The sequence below is a fragment of the Acidovorax sp. GW823-FHT01C06 genome (assembly GCF_058798375.1).
In genome coordinates, this window is sequence record NZ_JBXAKN010000013.1 from 81,863 (window position 1) to 101,329 (window position 19,467).

The 19,467-nt window shown below is 69.7% G+C and carries 16 protein-coding genes; 10 read left to right on the forward strand and 6 right to left on the reverse strand.

Annotated features, from left to right (window positions below; all coding sequences use genetic code 11):
• Window positions 1-162 precede the first annotated feature (162 nt).
• A complete protein-coding gene (gene ilvD / locus AC1RCS_RS22285; RefSeq protein ID WP_218294128.1) occupies window positions 163-1,869 on the forward strand; it encodes a dihydroxy-acid dehydratase in 1,707 nt (568 codons plus the stop codon).
• A gap of 169 nt (window positions 1,870-2,038) precedes the next feature.
• On the opposite strand, the gene AC1RCS_RS22290 is transcribed toward ilvD, so the two are convergent.
• The gene (locus AC1RCS_RS22290) at window positions 2,039-2,281 is read right to left on the reverse strand and encodes a TIGR04438 family Trp-rich protein (RefSeq protein WP_218294123.1); all 243 of its coding nucleotides are present in this window, start codon (window positions 2,279-2,281) and stop codon (window positions 2,039-2,041) included.
• A gap of 106 nt (window positions 2,282-2,387) precedes the next feature.
• On the opposite strand from AC1RCS_RS22290, the gene AC1RCS_RS22295 reads away from it, so the two are divergent.
• Window positions 2,388-2,693: a c-type cytochrome gene (locus AC1RCS_RS22295; protein WP_218294122.1), complete on the forward strand. Its 306-nt coding sequence runs from the start codon at window positions 2,388-2,390 to the stop codon at window positions 2,691-2,693.
• 127 nt (window positions 2,694-2,820) lie between these two features.
• On the opposite strand, the gene AC1RCS_RS22300 is transcribed toward AC1RCS_RS22295, so the two are convergent.
• Together AC1RCS_RS22300 and acs are read right to left on the reverse strand one after the other, a co-directional pair.
• Window positions 2,821-3,306: a LapA family protein gene (locus AC1RCS_RS22300; protein WP_492246043.1), complete on the reverse strand. Its 486-nt coding sequence runs from the start codon at window positions 3,304-3,306 to the stop codon at window positions 2,821-2,823.
• A 404-nt stretch (window positions 3,307-3,710) separates the two neighbouring features.
• A complete protein-coding gene (gene acs / locus AC1RCS_RS22305) occupies window positions 3,711-5,705 on the reverse strand; it encodes an acetate--CoA ligase (RefSeq protein ID WP_218340791.1) in 1,995 nt (664 codons plus the stop codon).
• Between the two features lie 187 nt (window positions 5,706-5,892).
• Between acs and AC1RCS_RS22310 the strand changes: the two genes are divergently transcribed.
• From AC1RCS_RS22310 to AC1RCS_RS22345, 8 genes are all read left to right on the forward strand, one after another.
• A complete protein-coding gene (locus AC1RCS_RS22310) occupies window positions 5,893-6,501 on the forward strand; it encodes a TIGR00645 family protein (protein ID WP_255591377.1) in 609 nt (202 codons plus the stop codon).
• Window positions 6,502-6,562: 61 nt separating this feature from the next.
• Entirely contained in the window at window positions 6,563-7,657 is a 1,095-nt protein-coding gene (locus tag AC1RCS_RS22315; RefSeq protein WP_218294119.1) for an RDD family protein, read from the forward strand.
• A gap of 197 nt (window positions 7,658-7,854) precedes the next feature.
• Entirely contained in the window at window positions 7,855-8,715 is an 861-nt protein-coding gene (locus AC1RCS_RS22320; protein ID WP_492246044.1) for a dioxygenase family protein, read from the forward strand.
• A 237-nt stretch (window positions 8,716-8,952) separates the two neighbouring features.
• Window positions 8,953-9,255 (forward strand): hypothetical protein, encoded by a 303-nt coding sequence (locus AC1RCS_RS22325; protein WP_492246045.1) that lies wholly within the window; start codon window positions 8,953-8,955, stop codon window positions 9,253-9,255.
• 20 nt (window positions 9,256-9,275) lie between these two features.
• Window positions 9,276-10,871 (forward strand): ATP-binding protein, encoded by a 1,596-nt coding sequence (locus AC1RCS_RS22330; RefSeq protein ID WP_492246046.1) that lies wholly within the window; start codon window positions 9,276-9,278, stop codon window positions 10,869-10,871.
• On the forward strand, window positions 10,868-11,560 hold the full coding sequence (locus tag AC1RCS_RS22335; RefSeq protein ID WP_218340787.1) for a response regulator: 693 nt from the start codon (window positions 10,868-10,870) through the stop codon (window positions 11,558-11,560). Before AC1RCS_RS22330 ends, AC1RCS_RS22335 begins: the two co-directional genes overlap by 4 nt.
• Window positions 11,561-11,774: 214 nt before the next feature.
• Window positions 11,775-13,004: a DNA topoisomerase IB gene (locus AC1RCS_RS22340; RefSeq protein WP_492246047.1), complete on the forward strand. Its 1,230-nt coding sequence runs from the start codon at window positions 11,775-11,777 to the stop codon at window positions 13,002-13,004.
• 82 nt (window positions 13,005-13,086) lie between these two features.
• On the forward strand, window positions 13,087-13,872 hold the full coding sequence (locus AC1RCS_RS22345) for a Crp/Fnr family transcriptional regulator (protein WP_492246048.1): 786 nt from the start codon (window positions 13,087-13,089) through the stop codon (window positions 13,870-13,872).
• Window positions 13,873-13,902: 30 nt separating this feature from the next.
• Here the strand turns inward: AC1RCS_RS22345 and AC1RCS_RS22350 are convergent, their stop codons facing one another.
• The 3 genes from AC1RCS_RS22350 to fumC form a co-directional block, all read right to left on the reverse strand.
• Entirely contained in the window at window positions 13,903-16,338 is a 2,436-nt protein-coding gene (locus tag AC1RCS_RS22350; protein WP_492246049.1) for a TonB-dependent siderophore receptor, read from the reverse strand.
• A 191-nt stretch (window positions 16,339-16,529) separates the two neighbouring features.
• A complete protein-coding gene (locus AC1RCS_RS22355) occupies window positions 16,530-17,885 on the reverse strand; it encodes a sigma-70 family RNA polymerase sigma factor (RefSeq protein ID WP_492246050.1) in 1,356 nt (451 codons plus the stop codon).
• A gap of 25 nt (window positions 17,886-17,910) precedes the next feature.
• Window positions 17,911-19,296 (reverse strand): class II fumarate hydratase, encoded by a 1,386-nt coding sequence (gene fumC / locus AC1RCS_RS22360; protein WP_492246051.1) that lies wholly within the window; start codon window positions 19,294-19,296, stop codon window positions 17,911-17,913.
• Window positions 19,297-19,467 lie beyond the last annotated feature (171 nt).

Consider the following 19,467-nt stretch of genomic DNA (forward strand, 5'->3'; position numbering starts at 1 on the left):
GCGGTGGTGATCCGGTGATATGTTTTATATATTACTGAAGCAGGCGAAAGGGATTGGAAACGCCACTCCAAACCTCGCATACTTGCACCCCGACAGCCGAAGACCCGTGCGCCCCTCTGCGGCGTCTTCCCACTACAACGACTCCCCACCAGGAAAACCGCCATGGCAGACAGCAAGACCATCCCGATCCAGCCCATCAACCGCCGCAGCGCCAACATCACGCAAGGCAAGTCGCGCGCGCCCAACCGCTCCATGTACTACGCCATGGGCTACGAGGAAGGCGACTTCGTCAAGCCCATGGTCGGCGTGGCCAACGGCCACAGCACCATCACGCCCTGCAACAGCGGCCTGCAGAAGCTGGCCGACGCGGCCATCGCCGGCATCGAGGAAGCGGGCGGCAACGCCCAGGTGTTCGGCACGCCCACCATCAGCGACGGCATGGCGATGGGCACCGAAGGCATGAAGTACAGCCTGGTGAGCCGCGAGGTCATCAGCGACTGCATCGAGACCTGCGTGGGCGGCCAGTGGATGGACGGCGTGCTGGTGGTGGGCGGCTGCGACAAGAACATGCCCGGCGGCCTGATGGGCATGCTGCGCGCCAACGTGCCCGCCATCTACGTCTACGGCGGCACCATCCTGCCCGGCCACTACCAGGGCAAGGACCTGAACATCGTGAGCGTGTTCGAGGCCGTGGGCGAGAACGCCGCGGGCAAGATGAGCGACTTCGACCTGAAGGAAATCGAGAAGCGCGCCATCCCCGGCACCGGCTCGTGCGGCGGGATGTACACCGCCAACACCATGTCCAGCGCGTTTGAAGCCCTGGGCATCAGCCTGCCGTACTCGTCCACCATGGCCAACCCGCACGACGAGAAGATGAACTCGGCCAAGGAATCGGCCAAGGTGCTGATCGAGGCCATCAAGATGGACCTGAAGCCCCGCGACATCGTGACCAAGAAGGCCATCGAGAACGCCGTGGCCGTGATCATGGCCACCGGCGGCTCCACCAACGCGGTGCTGCACTTCCTGGCCATCGCACACGCCGCCGGCGTGGAATGGACCATCGACGACTTCGAGCGCGTGCGCCAGAAGACCCCCGTGCTGTGCGACCTCAAGCCCAGCGGCAAGTACCTGGCCGTGGACCTGCACCGCGCGGGCGGCATCCCGCAAGTGATGAAGGTGCTGCTCAACGCCGGCCTGCTGCATGGCGACTGCATCACCATCAGCGGCAAGACGATTGCCGAAGTGCTCCAGGACGTGCCCGACGTGCCCCGCGCCGACCAGGACGTGATCCGCGGCATCGACAACCCGATGTACGCGCAGGGCCACCTGGCCATCCTCAAGGGCAACCTGAGCCCCGAGGGTGCCGTGGCCAAGATCACGGGCCTGAAGAACCCCGTCATCACCGGCCCCGCCCGCGTGTTCGACGACGAACAATCGGCCCTCGAAGCCATCCTGGCCGGCAAGATCAAGGCCGGCGACGTGATGGTGCTGCGCTACCTCGGCCCCAAGGGCGGCCCCGGCATGCCCGAGATGCTGGCCCCCACCGGTGCGCTCATTGGCGCCGGCCTGGGCGAAAGCGTGGGACTGATCACCGACGGCCGCTTCTCCGGCGGCACCTGGGGCATGGTGGTGGGCCACGTGGCGCCCGAGGCGGCGGCCGGCGGCACCATCGCCTTCGTCAACGAAGGCGACAGCATCACCATCGACGCGCGCCAGCTGCTGCTGGAGCTGAACGTGCCCGAGGAAGAAATCGTCAAGCGCCGCGCCGCCTGGACGGCCCCTGCCCCCCGCTACACCCGCGGCGTGCAGGCCAAGTTCGCCTTCAATGCATCGAGCGCGAGCAAGGGTGCGGTGTTGGACGCCTATTGAGTTGTCGCCTGCGGCGCCAGAGACAGGGTGAGCGGGGAGTGCGCCAATGCCCCCCGCTCTCTAGGCAAAAAAATGCCCGGAGCACGTGTGCCCCGGGCGTTTTTATTGGGATGGCGCAGCTAAGCTGCTGGTTCAAACCGCCTGGGCACAGGGCCAGCACGGCATGCACTCAGCGTGGTTTGCGCGGGCGCATGCCCAGGGCTTCCTTGTTCTTGTTGATCCGGTCCTGCTTGCGCTGGTCCATCTTTTCCATGGCTTTACGTTTCGTATACCCTGTGGAATCCGCCCAGGCCCACCATAGGGCCGTGGCGGCAAAGGGTGCCAGCACCCACCACCAGGACCAGTTGGCCACGGGTCCGATCTCGAAATACTTCAGTGCCAGAAGCACCAGTGAAAGACCCAGCAGGTACATCGCGATCTCCAGAAAACGCCGGGTTGACGACAGACAAATGCCTGTCAACCCAACTCACTACAATTCCATTAAAAGAACTGTAACCCAACCCACAGGAAATCCCACCATGAAGCGTACCCTGATCACCCTTGCCATGACGCTGTCGGTTGCGGCACCCGCCATGGCCGATCTGGCCCTGGCGACCTCGAAGAACTGCATGGCCTGCCACGCCGTGGACAAGAAGCTGGTGGGTCCTTCGTACAAGGACGTGGCCGCCAAGTATGCGGGCCAGAAGGATGCCGTGGACAAGCTGGCCGCCAAGATCATCAAGGGTGGCGCGGGCGTATGGGGTCCGGTCCCGATGCCGGCCAACGCGCAGGTCAACGATGCAGAGGCCAAGAAGCTGGCGGCTTGGGTGCTGACGCAAAAGTGATGCGCCTTTGATGGACTTACGGCGGGGGGCTGCATCGCCCTTCCCCGCCCCTTGCGGCCGTGCCAGATCCCTGTCACGGCCGCAAACGTTTCCGGGCCCTGCCGCCCGCGCCTCGCGCAAGCGGGGATCAGACGAGTGGCGGCACCACGGGCGCGGGCTCCAGGCCCCGGGTGCGCAGCTGGTGTTCCAGCTGCCCCACGTAGGCCGCGGTGGAATTGTCGGATTCGGCGACCCGCGCCGCCAGGCGCGCCTCCAGCTGGTCCAGCCGGGTCAGCAAGGCGGCGTGCGCCTGATGGTGCTGGGCATCCAGGAAGGTGCGCAATTCCGTGAACCGCGAGGCTTCTGCCTTGTCGGCCAGTTCACGCTGGACTTGCATCTCCTTGCCGTGGCGCCGCGTCTCCATGAGCACGAACCCCTGGAGGGACAGGACGTAGGCCAGGAAGAGTATCCCCAGCAGGGCCGTCAGGGCCAGCATGATGAGGCCCAGCGGTGCCTCGAAGACCACGATCCCCAGGGAGACCAGGGCGGGAGCGGCCAGGGTGGGCCAGTTGAGCGCCGCGAGGATCGCGATGGCCAGCACCGTCAACAAAAGGACTATGGAACGCAGATGCATGGGAAACCTCCGGTATGCAGCGCCCAGGCATGCAGCCTGGGACACGATGCCGCCGTTGTAACCCATGCAGGGGCCATCCCGCGCCGCGGGGGAGCGGTTTCAGTCGGTGTCCTACAAGGGGCCGCGCACGCCTTCGGGCTGGACGGCACCCCGTTGCCGATGGCGAGGTTCCCGTGAACGGTGAACGCCAGCCACGCCCCCAGGCAGGCCCCCCCACCACGCTGATTTGCAGGCGCAGCGCGCCCGCGCCCCGCGGCGGTGCACCGCCCTCTGGTCAGTTGGCCTTGGCCAGCTGGTCCAGGATTGCCGGATTCTGTGGCCACGTCACATCGCCTGTGGCGACATGAGTGGCCCCAAACCCGCAGGCGCTGCACGCTGGCGCCGCATGCACGGCACCTCCTGGATCAGTTGGTCTGGGCCAACTGATCCAGGATTGCGGGGTTCTCCAACGTGCTCGTGTCCTGCGTGATGGCTTCCCCCTTGGCGATGCTGCGCAGAAGCCGGCGCATGATCTTGCCGCTGCGGGTCTTGGGCAGGTTGTCGCCAAAGCGGATGTCCTTGGGCTTGGCGATGGGGCCAATCTCCTTGGCGACCCAGTTGCGCAGTTCGTTGGCGATCTGCTTGGCCTCGTCGCCGGTGGGGCGCGAGCGCTTGAGCACCACGAAGGCGCAGATCGCCTCGCCGGTCACATCGTCGGGGCGGCCCACCACGGCGGCCTCCGCCACCAGGTCGGTCTTGGAGACCAGTGCCGATTCGATCTCCATCGTGCCCATGCGGTGGCCCGACACGTTGAGCACGTCGTCGATGCGGCCCGTGATGCGGAAGTAGCCCCGGTCGGCGCTGCGCACGGCGCCATCGCCAGCCAGGTAGTAGCCCTTGAGCTCTTCGGGGAAGTAGCTCTTCTTGAAGCGCTCGGGATCGTTCCAGATGGTGCGGATCATGCTGGGCCACGGGCGCTTGATGACCAGGATGCCGCCGGCGCCGTTGGCCACATCGTTACCGGTCTCGTCCACGATGGCTGCGGTGATGCCGGGCAGCGGCAGCGTGCAGCTGCCGGGCACCAGCGGCGTGGCGCCGGGCAGCGGGGTGATCACGTGGCCGCCGGTCTCGGTCTGCCAGAAGGTGTCCACGATGGGGCAGCGCTCGCCGCCCACGTTCTTGTGGTACCACATCCAGGCCTCGGGGTTGATGGGCTCGCCCACGCTGCCCAGGATGCGCAGGCTCGACAGGTCCGACCGCGCGGGGTGCACGGCGGCGTCGGCCTCGGCCGCCTTGATGAGCGAGCGGATGGCGGTGGGCGCGGTGTAGAAGATCGTGCACCGGTGCTTTTCGATCATCTGCCAGAAGCGCCCGGCGTTGGGGAAGGTGGGAATGCCCTCGAAGATGATCTGCGTGGCGCCAGCCGCCAGCGGTCCATAGGCCACGTAGGTGTGGCCGGTGATCCAGCCGATGTCGGCCGTGCACCAGAACACGTCGTCCGGGCGCAGGTCGAAGGTCCAGTCCATCGTGAGCTTGGCCCACAGCAGGTAGCCGCCGGTGCTGTGCTGCACGCCCTTGGGCTTGCCGGTGGAACCGCTGGTGTACAGGATGAACAGCGGGTGCTCGGCCCCCACGGCCACCGGCGGGCAGTCGGTGCTCTGGCCCGCAAGCGCCTCGGCGAAGGTCTTGTCGCGCCCCGCCACCATGTTGCAGGCCGTGGATGTGCGTTCATAGACAAACACGTGGCGCAGCGTGTCGCAGCCGCCCGTCGCCAGGGCCTCGTCGATGATGGCCTTGAGCGGCAGTTCCTTGCCGCCGCGCATCTGGTAGTTGGCCGTGATGACGGCCACGGCCCCCGCGTCGATGATGCGCTCATGCACCGCCTTGGCGCTGAAGCCGCCAAACACCACGCTGTGCGTGGCGCCGATGCGCGCGCAGGCCTGCATGGCGATCACGCCCTCGATGGTCATGGGCATGTAGATCAGCACGCGGTCGCCCTTGTTCACGCCGTGGGCCTTGAGCGCGTTGGCGAACTGGCTCACGCGGGCCAGCAGCTCCTTGTAGGTGATCCTGGTGACGGTGCCGTCGTCGGCCTCGAAGACGATGGCGGTCTTGTTCTCGGTGGGCGTGCCGATGTGGCGGTCCAGGCAGTTGGCCGAGGCGTTGAGTTCCCCATCGGCGAACCACTGGAAGAAGGGTGCGTTGGATTCATCCAGCGTGCGCGTGAAAGGCTTGGTCCACTGCACGTTCTCGCGGGCCAGGCGGGCCCAGAAGCCTTCGAAGTCCTTGTCGGCTTCGGCACACAGCGCATCGTAGCCCGCCATGCCCGAAATGCGGGCAGCCTTGACGACCGCATCGGCGGGCGGGAACACGCGGTTCTCAACCAATACGGACTCGATCGCGGATGTGGGCGCACTCATGGTGTTGTCTCCTGGGTCTGATGGAATTGGAATTGGGCGGTACTGTCGGACGCGGCACTTACAAGCCACTGACTGGCACGAAGCTTACAGAATCGCCAGTGCCGGGCAGGGAAGAAGGCACCTGTGCGCGAGGGGCTGTCACGCGGCACCCCTAAAATCGCGCGACCCAAGTCCCACCCTACATTCCATGTCCCTCCCCCCAAATCCCGCCACCCCGTCGCCCATGCGCCCCTTGCCGTCGCTGATCTTTGCCAGCCGCTGGCTGCAGCTGCCCCTGTACCTGGGCCTGATCCTGGCGCAGGCGGTGTACGTGTTCCACTTCTGGGTGGAGCTGGTGCACCTGATCGAGGCAGCCTTCGGCAACACCGCCGCGCTCAAGCAGCTGGTCTCCAGCATCGGCTACAAGAGCGATTTCGAGGTCACCGCGCTCAACGAGACCATCATCATGCTGGTGGTGCTGGCGCTGATCGATGTGGTGATGATCTCCAACCTGCTGATCATGGTGATCGTGGGCGGGTACGAGACCTTCGTCTCGCGCCTGCACCTGGAAGACCACCCCGACCAGCCCGAATGGCTGAGCCACGTGAACGCCTCGGTGCTCAAGGTCAAGCTGGCCACCGCCATCATCGGCATCAGTTCGATCCACCTGCTCAAGACCTTCATCAACGCCGCCAACTACGACCTCAAGGTGCTGATGTGGCAGACCATCATCCACGTGGTGTTCCTGCTGAGCGCGCTGGCCATCGCGCTGACGGACCGCCTGATGGCGCACACCGCGCCGCCCGCACGGCACTGAGCCCCCACCCCGCGAGGAGGCCGCCTGGCGCGGCCTCTTGCCCACCCCAGGCGCACCCTCCATGCAATGCCCCCGCTGCAACTGGCAGAACCATGCTTCCTACACGCAGTGTTTCAGTTGCCAGGCGCCGCTGGTGGCGGACATGCCCGCCCCGAGGGCCCCGGCAGGCCGGGGGCAGCCCGCCCAGACACCCGCGCCGGCGCGGCTGGTGGAGGTGTTTCCGGGCACCATGGCGCGCCTGGGTGCCACGCTGATCGACGGCGCATGCATGGCGGCCTTTCCGGTCGCGCTGGCGCTGGCCTGGGTGTTCGCGCGCCCGGCCTTCGACAGCGCCCCGGGCGCCACGTACCCGGCCGCGCTGGCGCTGGGCATCCTCGGCCTGTTCCTCCCCGCGCTGATGGATGCGCTGGGCCAGGGCTCGGCGGGCAAGCGGCTGCTCGGCATGCGGGTGGCGACCCGCACGGGTGAACGCCCTGGCATCGCGCGGTCCGTGCTGCGGCACTTTCTGAAGTACTCGCTCACCCTGGCGCTCACGCTGGCCGTGCCGTTCCTGCTGCACCGCCTGCTGACCGCCCTGTTTGGCGAGCGGGGCCTGCACAGTTCGATCACGGGCACGTTCGTGGTCTCCCGCCACGCCAGCGATACCGCCATCCAGCAGGCCGTGGCCCTGGTCCGCGGGCCCGGCTGGTTCCTCAAGGCGCTGGTGATGCTGGGCGGGGTGGCCGCCTTGAGCTTTGCGGCCATGGTGGCCGTGGCGCTGTGGCACCAGGGAGAGGAGCCCGCCAATCCGCGCCGCGAAGCCGTGCGCCAGCTGGACGGCGCCGCGCGCACGGTGCTGGGGCTGGTGGAGAACCACTACCGGAGCACCGGCGCCTTTCCCGCCAGCGCCGCCGCCATCGGCCTGGGCCGGCCCGGGCAGCTTCCCACCGGCTTCCAGGCCATGGCCATCGATCCGGCCAATGGCGTGGTGCGGCTGACCATTGCCGACAGCTCAGGCGACCGGGCGCTGGCTGGCAAGCACCTGGTCTACACCCCCGTGCTGCGCACCCGCAAGCAGCAGACGGACATCCACAAATGGCAGTGCGGCAGCGACGACATCGTGCGTGGCGACCGGTCCTTCAGCTGCCGGCACGAGGCCACCGGGGCGGCGAAGTAAGCCCACGAAGCCCGCCCGGCGCCGCGCAGTGCGCTTGCATCCGGTGCCCACGGTTTCCGGCAAAAAACCGCTTTTGCGCTTTAGGGACAAGCGCTGATAGCTATTGAATTTATAGCATTCCGAGGGAGCAGCGGCTCCCAAATTTCTCCCCAATCGGACGGCACAGTGCAGGCCATACCCACTTGCAGGAGCCATCCATGGACCGCCTCCCCTTCCCCGAGCCCCTGGCCGCCGCCGCACAGGCCCCTTCCAACCGCCGCCTTGCGCTGAATGCCCTGGGTTCGCTGGGCGTGGCCACGCTCCTTGGCTGCGGGGGCGGGGGCAGCGACACCGAAGCCAGCGACACGACCGAGACCGCCGGCACGGGGACCGGAACGGGAACAGGCACGGGCACCGGGACAGGCACCACCACCACCTGCTCGGTTGTTCCGGAGGAAACCGCCGGCCCCTACCCTGCCGATGGCTCCAATGCCAGCAACAACACCTACAACGTGCTGGCGCTCAGCGGTATCGTGCGCTCGGACATCCGCAGCTCCATCGGTTCGTCCACGCAGGTCAGCGGCGTGCCGTTCACCATCACGATCACGCTGACCAACACCAACGCAAGCTGCGCCGCGCTGTCCGGCTACGCCATCTACCTGTGGCACTGCACGCAGGACGGCAACTACTCCGTGTACAGCTCCAGCAACATCGCCGACAACTACCTGCGCGGCGTGCAGGCCACCGATGCGAGCGGCACGGTCACCTTCACCACCATCGTGCCTGGCTGCTACGCGGGCCGCATGCCCCACATGCACCTGGAGGTGTACCGCAGCCTGGCCGCCGCCAGCAGCGCGAGCAACAAGATCAAGACCACGCAGCTGGCCTTCCCCACGGCCTTGCTCAGCACCATCTACAGCGCCAATTCGGGCTACAGCGCCAGCGTGCGCAACCTGGCCTCCATGTCGTTCGCCACGGACAACGTCTTCAGCGACGGCACCACGCTGGAGATGACCACCATGCAGGCCAACAGCGGCGGCGGGTACTCGGCCAACATCACGATCTCGATCGCTGCTTGACTGAAAGCCCCCCTGAGTCGCCTTCGGCGCCTTCCCCCGAAGGGGGACGCACCCGGTGGCCCGGCGAAGCCGGTTCCTCGGGTGCACTGGCCTGGGCGGCGCCGGTTTCTGACAACGTGCCCCACCCGTCAACCGCTTTCCTTAATCCACTGCGCCCTCAGACGCGCCGCGCCGGTAGCACGTGCTGGCGCTGGCTCGCTGATCTCCTTTCTCCACAACACTGAAAGAAAAAACACCATGCCTGTGCACTCTCTTCGTCCCCGCTGGCTGGCCCGCGTGGCGCTCACGACCATGCTGGCTGCAATATCCGCCACCCCCGTGCTGGCGCAACCCCACGGCCGGCAGGACCCGCCCGCGCCGCCGCCCGAGGCCTATGCCGCCTGCAAGGGCAAGACCGAAGGCGCCAGCGTGACGTTGACCATGCCCGACGGCAAATCGCTCGCGGGCACATGCCGCACAATGGGCGGCACCCTGGTGGCCATGCCCGCGGGCGGGCCTGGCGGCCCCGGCGGTGCGGGCGGCCCGCCACCCGCCCGCTGACGACACCTGCAGCCCCACCGATGCCCCACCTGACCCTGCACCGCAAAGCCTTCATCGCCCTGGCGGCCCTGCTGCTGGCCTTGCTGCTGATCTTTGCGGGCTTCTCCCGCCTGGGGTTGCAGCGAGGCCTGGGGCCCTACGTGGCCGAGATCGAACTGGCCCGCATGGGCTGGCTCGCGGAGCGCCTGCAGGCCCACCACACACAGACGGGCGGCTGGGACACGTTGCGCGGCCAGCCCCGCCTCTGGGGCCAGCTCAGCCACCCGGGCGCAAGCCCGCGCCGGGGTGGCCACCAGGGCATGGAAGACGCCCCGCCCAGCGACCGCAGCGGACAGCCGCCCGGCATGCCCCCCGGGATGGCGAACGGCAACCCGGCGTCGGAGCGCGGCATGCAGCAGCCGCCGCCGCCCCCGCCCCCCGATGGCGGCCCGCCCCCGGGCGAGCGTGGCACCAGCGGCCCCCCGCCCCCATCCGCGCAACGCCACCCCGACGACCTGTTTCCCCGCCTGGGCCTGGTGGACGCGCAGCAGAAGCTGGTGGCAGGCACGGCACCCCAGCCCGGCAGCGCGCGCGTGGCCCTGACCGGCGCCGACGGCCAGGCCATCGGCCATCTGGTGCTGGCGCCCCCGCAGGGCGTGCGCAGCGAGGCCGACCAGGCCTTTCTGGCGCAACACCTGGGCTTCGTGGCGTGGACGGGCCTGGCCGGCCTGGCGCTGGCGCTGCTGCTGTCGGGCTGGCTGGCACGGCGCTGGCTGGCCCCGGTCGAGGCCCTGGCCACCGGCGCGCGCGAGATTGCGCAGGGCCACCTGCACACCCGTGTGCCCGTGCACGGCAACGATGAACTGGCCCGACTGGCCCGCACCTTCAACACCATGGCCGAACAACTGAGCAGCATCGAGTCTTCGCGCCGCCAGTGGCTGGGCGACGTGGCCCACGAGCTGCGCACGCCCCTGGCCGCCATGCGCGCCGAGATCGAAGCCGTGCAGGACGGCGTGCGCCCGTTTGACGACAAGACCGCGCTGCGCCTGCACCGGCAGGTGATGCGCCTCATCCAGCTGGTGGGCGACCTGCGCGCCAGCCTGGATGCCGCTGGCACCAGTGCACCGTCGGCCCAGGTGCCCGTGCACCCGCTCGCGCTGCTGGCCGAGGCGCTGGCCTCCATGCGCCCGCGCCTGGCCCAGGCCGGCATCGAGGTGAACACCACGGGCCTGGAGGCCCTGGCCGCGCAAGCCCCCGCGCCACTGGTGCGGGGCGACGCGCAGCAGCTGCACCAGGTCTTCATGAACCTGCTGGAAAACAGCCTGCGCTACACCGATGCGGGCGGGCAGTTGCGCGTCACGGCCGGGGAAACACGGGCCACCGATGGCGCGCCGCTGCTGCGCGTGCAGCTGGACGACAGCGCGCCCGGCGTGCCCGCGCACGAGCTGCCGCGCATCTTCGAGCGCCTGTACCGTGCCGAAACCTCGCGCAGCCGCGACCACGGCGGCTCCGGCCTGGGCCTGGCCATCTGCCGCGCCATCGTGCTGGCCCATGGCGGCACCCTCGCGGCCGAGGCCTCCCCGCAAGGAGGCCTGCGCGTCACCCTGCAACTGCCCCTGCTGGACAACCCTTCATGAGCCACCGCATCCTCGTCGTCGAAGACGAACCCGACATCGCCGCCATCGTGGTCGACTACCTGCGCCACGCGGGCTACACCGTGGAGCACCAGGCCGAGGGCCGTGCCGCGCTCGCCAGCCTGCTGGCCGCGCCACCCGACCTCACGCTGCTGGACATCATGCTGCCCGGCATGGACGGCCTCTCCATCCTGCGCCAGGCGCGGCGCCACACGCAGCACCCCATCATCATGCTGACCGCCCGCGTGGAAGAGGTGGACCGCCTCATCGGCCTGGAGCTGGGCGCGGACGACTACATCTGCAAGCCGTTTTCGCCGCGCGAGGTGGTCGCCCGCGCCAGGGCCGTGCTGCGCCGCACGGCCGCCGCGCAGGAACCGCCGCCCGCCGCCGGATCGGCGCTGGTGCTCGACGAATCGCATTGGCAGGCCACGCTGCACGGCACGCCGCTGGGCCTCACGCGGCGCGAGTTCCGGCTGCTGCAGGTGCTGGCGCGCCAGCGCGGGCGCATCTTCTCGCGCGCGCAGCTGCTGGACCAGGCCTACGACGACACGCTGGACGTGAACGAGCGCGCCATCGACAGCCACATCAAGAACCTGCGCAGGAAGCTCAAGGCCGCCAGCGGCGACGGCTGCGACTGGATACGGTCGGTGTACGGCGTGGGTTTTGCGCTGGAACCGGCTGCGGCCGATTGAGCGCGGCCCGACCGAGCAGATTGCTACATTTTTTATAGCTATTGGCGCTTGTTCAATAAGCGCAAGGGCCACTATTCACCCCAAATGGCGGCGCGGCGGCGCTGCCGATTCGGTCCCTGTCTCACCCCGGCGCACGCAGCGCACCTACACCAGCACCGCCCGGGCACGGGTGTGATCGGGGCCACGCACTGGTCCTTATCACCTGCTCGCCCCGATGCCCACCCCCTGCCCATCGCCCCGCGCACCTGCGCCACCCCGGCCCACCCCCCGCCCACAGAAGCTGCCCGGGGGGCTGGTGTACGTCACCCCGTCCATGCCAGGCCTCACGCGGGAGCCCGGCAGCGACAAGACTTTTCGCTACCGCCTGCCCGACGGCCAATGGCTCCGGGACCCGGACGAGATCGCCCGCATCCAGCGCCTGGCCATTCCACCCGCGTACACCGATGTGTGGATCTGCCCCCTGCCCCACGGCCACCTGCAGGCCACGGGGCTGGATGCGCGCGGACGGCGCCAGTACCGCTACCACCCGCAGTGGCGCCAGCAGCGCGACGAAGGCAAGTTCGAGCACATGCAGGCCTTTGGCCGCGCGCTGCCGCGCATCCGCGCCCGCGTGGCGCGCGACCTGGCCGCGCACCGCGGCGGCCAGCCGCTCACGCGCACGCTGGTGCTGGCCGCGCTGGTGCGCCTGCTGGACACCACCTACCTGCGCGTGGGCAACGAGGAATACGCCAGCAGCAACCGGTCCTACGGCCTGACCACGCTGCGCACCCGGCATGCGCGGCTTCACGGCAGCCAGCTCAGGCTGCGCTTTCGGGGCAAGAGCGGCGTGTTGCAGGAGGCCGAGCTGAACGACCCGCGCGTGGCCCGGGTGGTGCGCCGCTGCCAGCAGCTGCCAGGGCAGGAGCTCTTCCAGTACGAGGACGGAGACGGCACCCCACGTACCGTGGGCTCGGGCGACGTGAACGACTACCTGCGCGAGATCACGCACGACACGGCCGCCACCGGCGGCGACCACTTCACGGCCAAGGACTTCCGCACCTGGCATGGCACCACGCAGGCGCTGGAGCTGACCCGCCTGGCATGTGCGCAGACCGATGCCTCCGGCGCGGCCGACAAAAACGTGCGCTACAGCGCCAAGACCATCCTGGCCGAGGTGGCGCGCCAGCTGGGCAACACCCCAGCGGTGTGCAAGAAGTCATACGTTCATCCTGCCGTGCTGGAGCTGGGCTCGCGGCTTGCATCCGACGCCGGCCCGGGCTTGCAGGAAGTGTGGGACCGCATCGGCGGCAGCGCGTCGCCCCGGGGGCTGAGCGCGGCCGAGCGCAGGCTCCTGGCCTTCTTGCGCAAGCCGCGCGCCCGTCCACGGCCCGCGAAGGCCCCGCCTGGAGCGCCTGCTGTCGCGCAGGTGCCGCGCCGCGCCCGGCATGCCGGGGCGCATCGCTAAACTTGGCGCCTGCGCCTTTTTCTCCGCCCTGTCGGCCCGGCCCCGCGCACAGGCCGGCCCCGCCCAACGCCAGCCTGCCGCCATGCCCACCACCGCCTTGCCAGAGTCCGAGAGCCCCCTGGCCGACCGCCACCAGCAACGCCCCTTCCTCAGCCCGCCGGAGCGCGAAGCCATCAACCGGGGCCGCTGGTTCGCCGCGCTCACGCCGTCGCTGCGGCACGACATCTTCCGGCTGGGGCGCGTCACGCGCTACACGCACGGCCAGATGATCGTGGAGCAGGGTGATCTGGCGCAGGACTGGTTTGCCTGCGCCAGCGGCGCCATCCGGTTTCGGCGCACCACGCCCTCGGGCAAGCAGGTGACGCTGGCCTACGTGGAGCCCGGCATCTGGGTGGGCGAGGCCGAGGTGCTGCACCGCGGCCCCAACACCTACGACGCGCATGCCCACGGCCCCACCACGGTGCTGAGCGTGGCCGAGGGCGTGTTCCGCCAGCTGCTGCGCGAACACCCCGAGTTCGGCGAGGCCCTGCTCACGCTGCAGGCGCGCCGCATGCGCTACCTGTACTGGATGATGGAAGACATGGCCACCCTGCCCCTGCGCGCGCGGCTGGCCAAGCAGCTGCTGCACGTGCTGCGCCGATTCGGCGAGCGCGCCGCCGTGCCCGGCCAGCGCGGCGCCATCGGGCTGTCGCTGGTGCAGGACGAGCTCGCGCAGCTCCTGGGCGGCTCGCGCCAGCGCATCAACGTGGAGCTCAAGTGGATGGAACGCGAAGGCATCATCGGCATCCACCAGCGCAGCATCGTGGTCTACCAGCAGGAGCAGCTCGAGGCGCTGGCGCAGCAGGAAGTGGCCGAGCCCCACGGCTAGGCCCCGCACATCCCCGCCCGCCGCAGCGCATCACCAGCGGTACGCGGCCGAAAGCGTGGCCGTGCGCGGGCTGCCGTCCCGGCAGTGGGCGCCGTTGCAGATCAGGAACGCCTTGTCGAACAGGTTGCGCACGTTGAGCGCCACGCGCCACGGCCCGTCCTGCCAGGCGAGCATGGCATCGACGAGTCCATAGCCCGGGATGCGGTAGGCGCTCGCCGTGCCATCGACCATGTCGCCGGTGTAGCGCAGACCCGTGCCCAGCGTCCACGCCGGAAGGCCCCAGGCCGCCAGGCGGTAGTGCCCCCAGACCGAGGCCTGGTGGTAGGGCACCTCGGCCGCACGGCGGCCCACTTCGTCCGGCAGGTTGCTGCGCGTGATGCGGCGGTCGGTGTAGGCATAGGCCCCCACCACCTCCAGGTGGCGCGCCACCTGCCCGCGCACCTCCAGCTCGGCCCCGCGCGAGCGTGCCTGCCCCGTCTGCACGCTGAACTGCGGATGGGCGGGATCGGGCGTGAGCACGTTGTCCTGGCGCAGGTCGTACACGGCGGCCGACAACATCATCCCCTCGCTGCCGTTGGGCTGCCACCGCACCCCCAGTTCAAACTGCTCGCCCTCGGTGGGCTTGAAGCGCCGGCCCTGCGCGTCCGTGCCGCCCTGCGGCTGGAACGACTGGCTGTAGCCCGCGAACGGCGCCCAGCCGCCCGGCGCCAGGTAGACCACGCCCACGCGGCCGGTGAAGGCATCGGTGCGCTCCACCGACCAAGGCGCGGCCGTGAAGAACGGGCGCGAGCGGTCGTCGCTCCAGTCGTGCCGCAGGCCGGCCAGCACCACCCAGCGCTCGCCCAGCTTGATCTGGTCCTGCGCATACAGGCCCGCCTGCCAGCGCTGCGACGTGTCCGAGAACGCCATCGGCGCGGGCGCGCCGGGCACGGCGCCGTATTGCGGCTGGTACAAATCCAGCGGGGCGAGCGTGCGCGCGTACCACTCCGATTCCGAGCGGTAGCGGGTGTAGTCCACGCCGGCGATCAGCGTGTGCTCCACCTCGCCACTGCGCCAGCGCTGCTGCCAGCTGGTGTCCGACGAGAAGCCGCGCACGCGCTCGAACTCGTCGATGGCGCGGCGCTGCGCGCGCGTGGGTGCGGCCGGGTCCACGCTGGCGTTGGTGAAGAAGATGTCCGCCTCGGAGTCGAAGAACCGCAGCCCCTGGCGCAGGGTGACATGCTCGTTCACCTGGTGCTCGAACAAGGCGGTGAGCGTGGTCTGCCGCACATCCTGCCGGTCGTAGGCAGGCTCTCCCACGAAGCGAAAGCGCGCGATGCGCTGGCCGCCGGGGCCGGGCAGCAGGGTGCCCACCCGCGGCAGCGGGTACGAATAGCCCAGGCGGCGCTTCTGGTGCTGCATCAGCAGGGTGAGCGATGTGGCGGCCGACGGCTGCCAGCGCAGCGCGGGCGCGATGTACACCGCGTCGTCCTGCAGCGGACGCACGGGCGTCTCGCTGTCGCGCGCCAGCGCGGTGAGGCGCCAGGTCCAGTCGCTGCCCGGTGCCACCTCGCCACCCAGGTCCACGCCGATCTGCCGGTGCGCATACGTGCCCGCCTCCACCACCACCTCGCGCACGGCATCGGCCGTGGGGCGCTTGCTCACCGTGGCCAGCACGCCGCCGGGCGCCGACATGCCGTACAGCACCGACGCCGCGCCCTTGACCAGCTCCACGCGCTCCAGCCCGTACGGCTCCTGCTTGCCCGAGGCCCAGGAGTTGTCGGACACCTTGAGCCCGTCGGCAAACAGGCTGCCATTGCGCGCATCGGCCCAGAAGCCCCGGCTGTAGATCGCGTCGTACGAACCGCTGTAACCGGACACGGGACGCACGCCCGCAGAGTATTCGAACGCCTGCTCCAGGTCGCGCACGCGCTGCACCTGCATCTGCTCGGCCGTGACCACGGTGATGGTCTGCGGCGTTTCCATGAGCGGCGTGTCCGTCTTGGTGGCGCTGGCGCTGCGCCGGGCCACCAGTCCGCGCACGGGGCCGGTGGCGGTTTCGACCTCGGCCTCGGCGGCCACGCGCACCTCGGGCAGCGCGGCGGCGCCGTCGGCCGGAGCGCGTTCCACCACCAGGGTGGCGCCGTCGCGGCGCATGCGCAGGCCACTGCCGCGCAGCAACTCGGCCAGCGCCGCCTCGGGGCTGCGCGCGCCCTGCACGGGCTGGGCATGTCGGCCCTGCACCAGCTCGGGCGGGTAGATCAGCTGCACGCCCGACTGCCGGGCGAATTGCGCCAGCGCCTCAGGCAGGGGCTGGGCGGCAATATCGAAGGCCGCCGGGGCGGGTGCGCCCTGGGCGGTGGCCATGTCCATCTGCAGCGACGCCATGGCCAGCATGGCGGCGGCGAGTGCGTGGCGGGCAGGACGGGAGGTGCGTGCGGGGCCGGAAGGCCGGGGGGCCGGGGTGCGGGGCCGTTGTCGGTTCATGGTGAAGTCCTTTCCCCGCTACAACGAATGGGCCCTCCCACTTCCTGAATGGCGGCGCGCCTGCCAGCGCCCTGATCGGCCAAACAGCTATTAAAACAATAGCTTTCAGCGTTTATGGAGCAAGCGCTGGCGGCCACTTTCACCAACATTCCCCAAAATCGCGCGTCCTGCCCCATCCTCCGGCCTGGCCGTCAGCGCGCGGCCACCCGCCATTGCCCCGCCACGAGCCGCACCTGCACCGGCACGACGGAAGGCAGTGCCCGCACGAAGTCCTCGGCCTGTGCAATGCGCACCTGCCCCGACAGGCGCAGCGCGGCGGCACCGGCCTCCACCTGAACCGGGCGCGGCAGGTAGCGGCGCAGGCGGTCCACGGCCTCGGCCAGCGGCGCATCGGCAAAAGCCACCACGCCGTGGCGCCAGGCGGCGGCCTCGTGCGCCGGGGCGACGGCCTGGGCGAGCGGTTCGCCCGGCCGCACCCGCAGCGCCTGTCCGCCCGCGAGTTCCCGCACCGCCAGGGGCTGGCCATCCGGCCCCAGCGACTCCACCCGCACGCGGCCCGACTCCACCTGCACATCGACCCCGCCGGCGCCGTGCTCCACGCCGAAGCGCGTGCCCAGCACGGTCACGCGCACGGCGCCCCCCTCGGCGCCACCGGGCACCTCCACCACGAAGAGGCGGTCCGCGTCGCGCACCACGTCGAAGAACGCCGCCCCGGCCAGCAGGCTCACGCGGCGCTGCCCGGCGTAGTACGCCATGTGCACGCGGCTTTGCGCGTCGAGCGTGATGCGGCTGCCGTCGGGCAGCGGGTGGCGCAGCGTCTGCCCCTGGCCGGTGCGTGCCACCTGCTGCCACTGCGCGACTGCGGTGCGCCACCATTGCCAGGCCCCCACGCCACCCACGCCCATTGCGGCAAAGCTCAGCAATGCCGCCAGCGAGCGGCGGCGGCCGGTGCGGCGGGCTTCGTGGTGCGACGCCGGTGCCACAGGAGAGCTGCGGCCCGCCGCGTGCCACTGCTCCATGGCGGCCTGCACGCGGTCCATGGCGAGCATCATGTCGCGCTCGACCATGTTGCGCGAGATGCCGTATTCGGCCGCGAGCGCGCCCTGGCCTTCGCCGTTGATGCGGTGGCGCAGGAAGACCTGGCGCGCGCGCTCTGGCACGGCGGCGAGCGCGGCTTCGACCGCGTCCACCGCCTGCCGGTACATCAGGGCCTCGGCGGCATCGGGGCCGTGGCGCGCCGCCGTGCCGGCGCCCGAGTCCGCATGGGCCTGGGCCAGCGCATGGCGGGCCACCACGCCCGCGTGGCGCTGCCGGTCGATGACGAGATTGCGCGCCATGGCGAATACATAGGCCCGCGCCTCGGCCTCGCACAGCGCGGGCTGCTCGCCGCGCAGGTCCATGTCGGCCAGGCGCAGCCAGGTGTCGTGCGCCACGTCGCGCGCGTCATCGGCATTGCCGGTGCGGTGCGAGAGGTAGCGCAGCAGGTCGCGGTAGCTGTCGCGAAAGCTCGCGAGCAGCGGAGATGACGGCAGTGCCCCCGTGCCCATGGCGTGCAGGCCGACCCGGGCGGAATCAGCGGCCCACCATGTGGCCCGGCACCACCCACTGGTCGAACTGCTCGCCCGTGACGTGGCCCGAGGCGACAGCCGCTTCGCGCAGGCTGGTGCCTTCCTTGTGCGCCTTCTTGGCGATGTAGGCGGCCTTGTCGTAGCCGATGTGGGTGTTGAGCGCGGTCACCAGCATGAGCGAGCGGTCCACCAGCTCGGTGATGCGCTCGCGGTTGGGCTCGATGCCCACGGCGCACTGGTCGTTGAAGCTCACCATGCCGTCGGCCAGCAGGCGCACGCTCTGCAGGAAGTTGTGCGCCACCATGGGACGGAAGACATTGAGCTCGAAGTTGCCCGAGGCACCGCCGAAGTTGATGGCCACGTCGTTGCCGAACACCTGGGCGGCCAGCATGGTCACGGCCTCGCTCTGCGTGGGGTTGACCTTGCCGGGCATGATGGACGAGCCGGGCTCATTCTCGGGGATGCTCAGCTCGCCGATGCCGCTGCGCGGGCCGCTGGCAAGCCAGCGCACGTCGTTGGCGATCTTCATCATGCTGGCGGCCAGGGTCTTGAGGGCTCCGTGGGCGTGCACCAGGCCATCCACCGAGGCCAGCGCCTCGAACTTGTTCGGCGCGGTGACAAAGGGCAGGCCCGTGAGGCGCGCCAGCTCGGCGGCGGCCTGCTCGGCATAGCCCTTGGGCGCGTTCAGGCCCGTGCCCACCGCCGTGCCGCCCAGGGCCAGCTCGTACAGGTGGGGCAGCGCGGCGCGCACGTGGCGCTCGCCATGGTCGAGCTGGGCCACATAGCCCGAGAACTCCTGGCCCAGCGTGAGCGGGGTGGCGTCCTGCAAATGGGTGCGGCCGATCTTGACGATGCCGTCGAAATCCTGCGCCTTCTTCGCCAGTGTGGCGCGCAGCCTGGCGATGGCGGGCAAGAGCCTGTGCGTGAGCGCTTCCACGGCGGCCACGTGCATGGCGGTGGGGAACACGTCGTTGCTCGACTGGCTGCGGTTCACATCGTCATTGGGGTGCACCAGGCGGCCTTCGCCGCGCTCGCCGCCCAGGATCTCGCTGGCGCGGTTGGCCAGCACCTCATTGACGTTCATGTTGGTCTGCGTGCCCGAGCCCGTCTGCCACACCACCAGCGGGAACTCGCCCGGGTGCTTGCCGGCGATCACTTCGTCGGCGGCGGCCACGATGGCCTCGGTCTTTTTCGCGTCCTGCAGGCCCAGGGCCTGGTTGACCACGGCCGAGGCGCGCTTGACCTGGGCCAGGGCCTTGATGATCTCGCGCGGCTGCTGCTCGCCCGAGATGTCGAAGTTCTGCAGCGAGCGCTGCGTCTGCGCGCCCCAGAGCCTGTCGGCGGGGACCTCGATGGGGCCAAAGGTGTCGCGTTCGGTACGGGAGGTCATGGGCAGTGGTTCTCCAAGTGAAACAACAGGCGGGCGGACGCCGGACGCCCGGCGTGGCGGGAAGGCCACGGCGGCGGGCCGGCGTCTGGCCGGAAAAGGGTGCGACCGGGGAATGTCGGCGCGACCGGCAGCATAATGCAAAAACAAACCATTCTCATTTACAGACTTGTA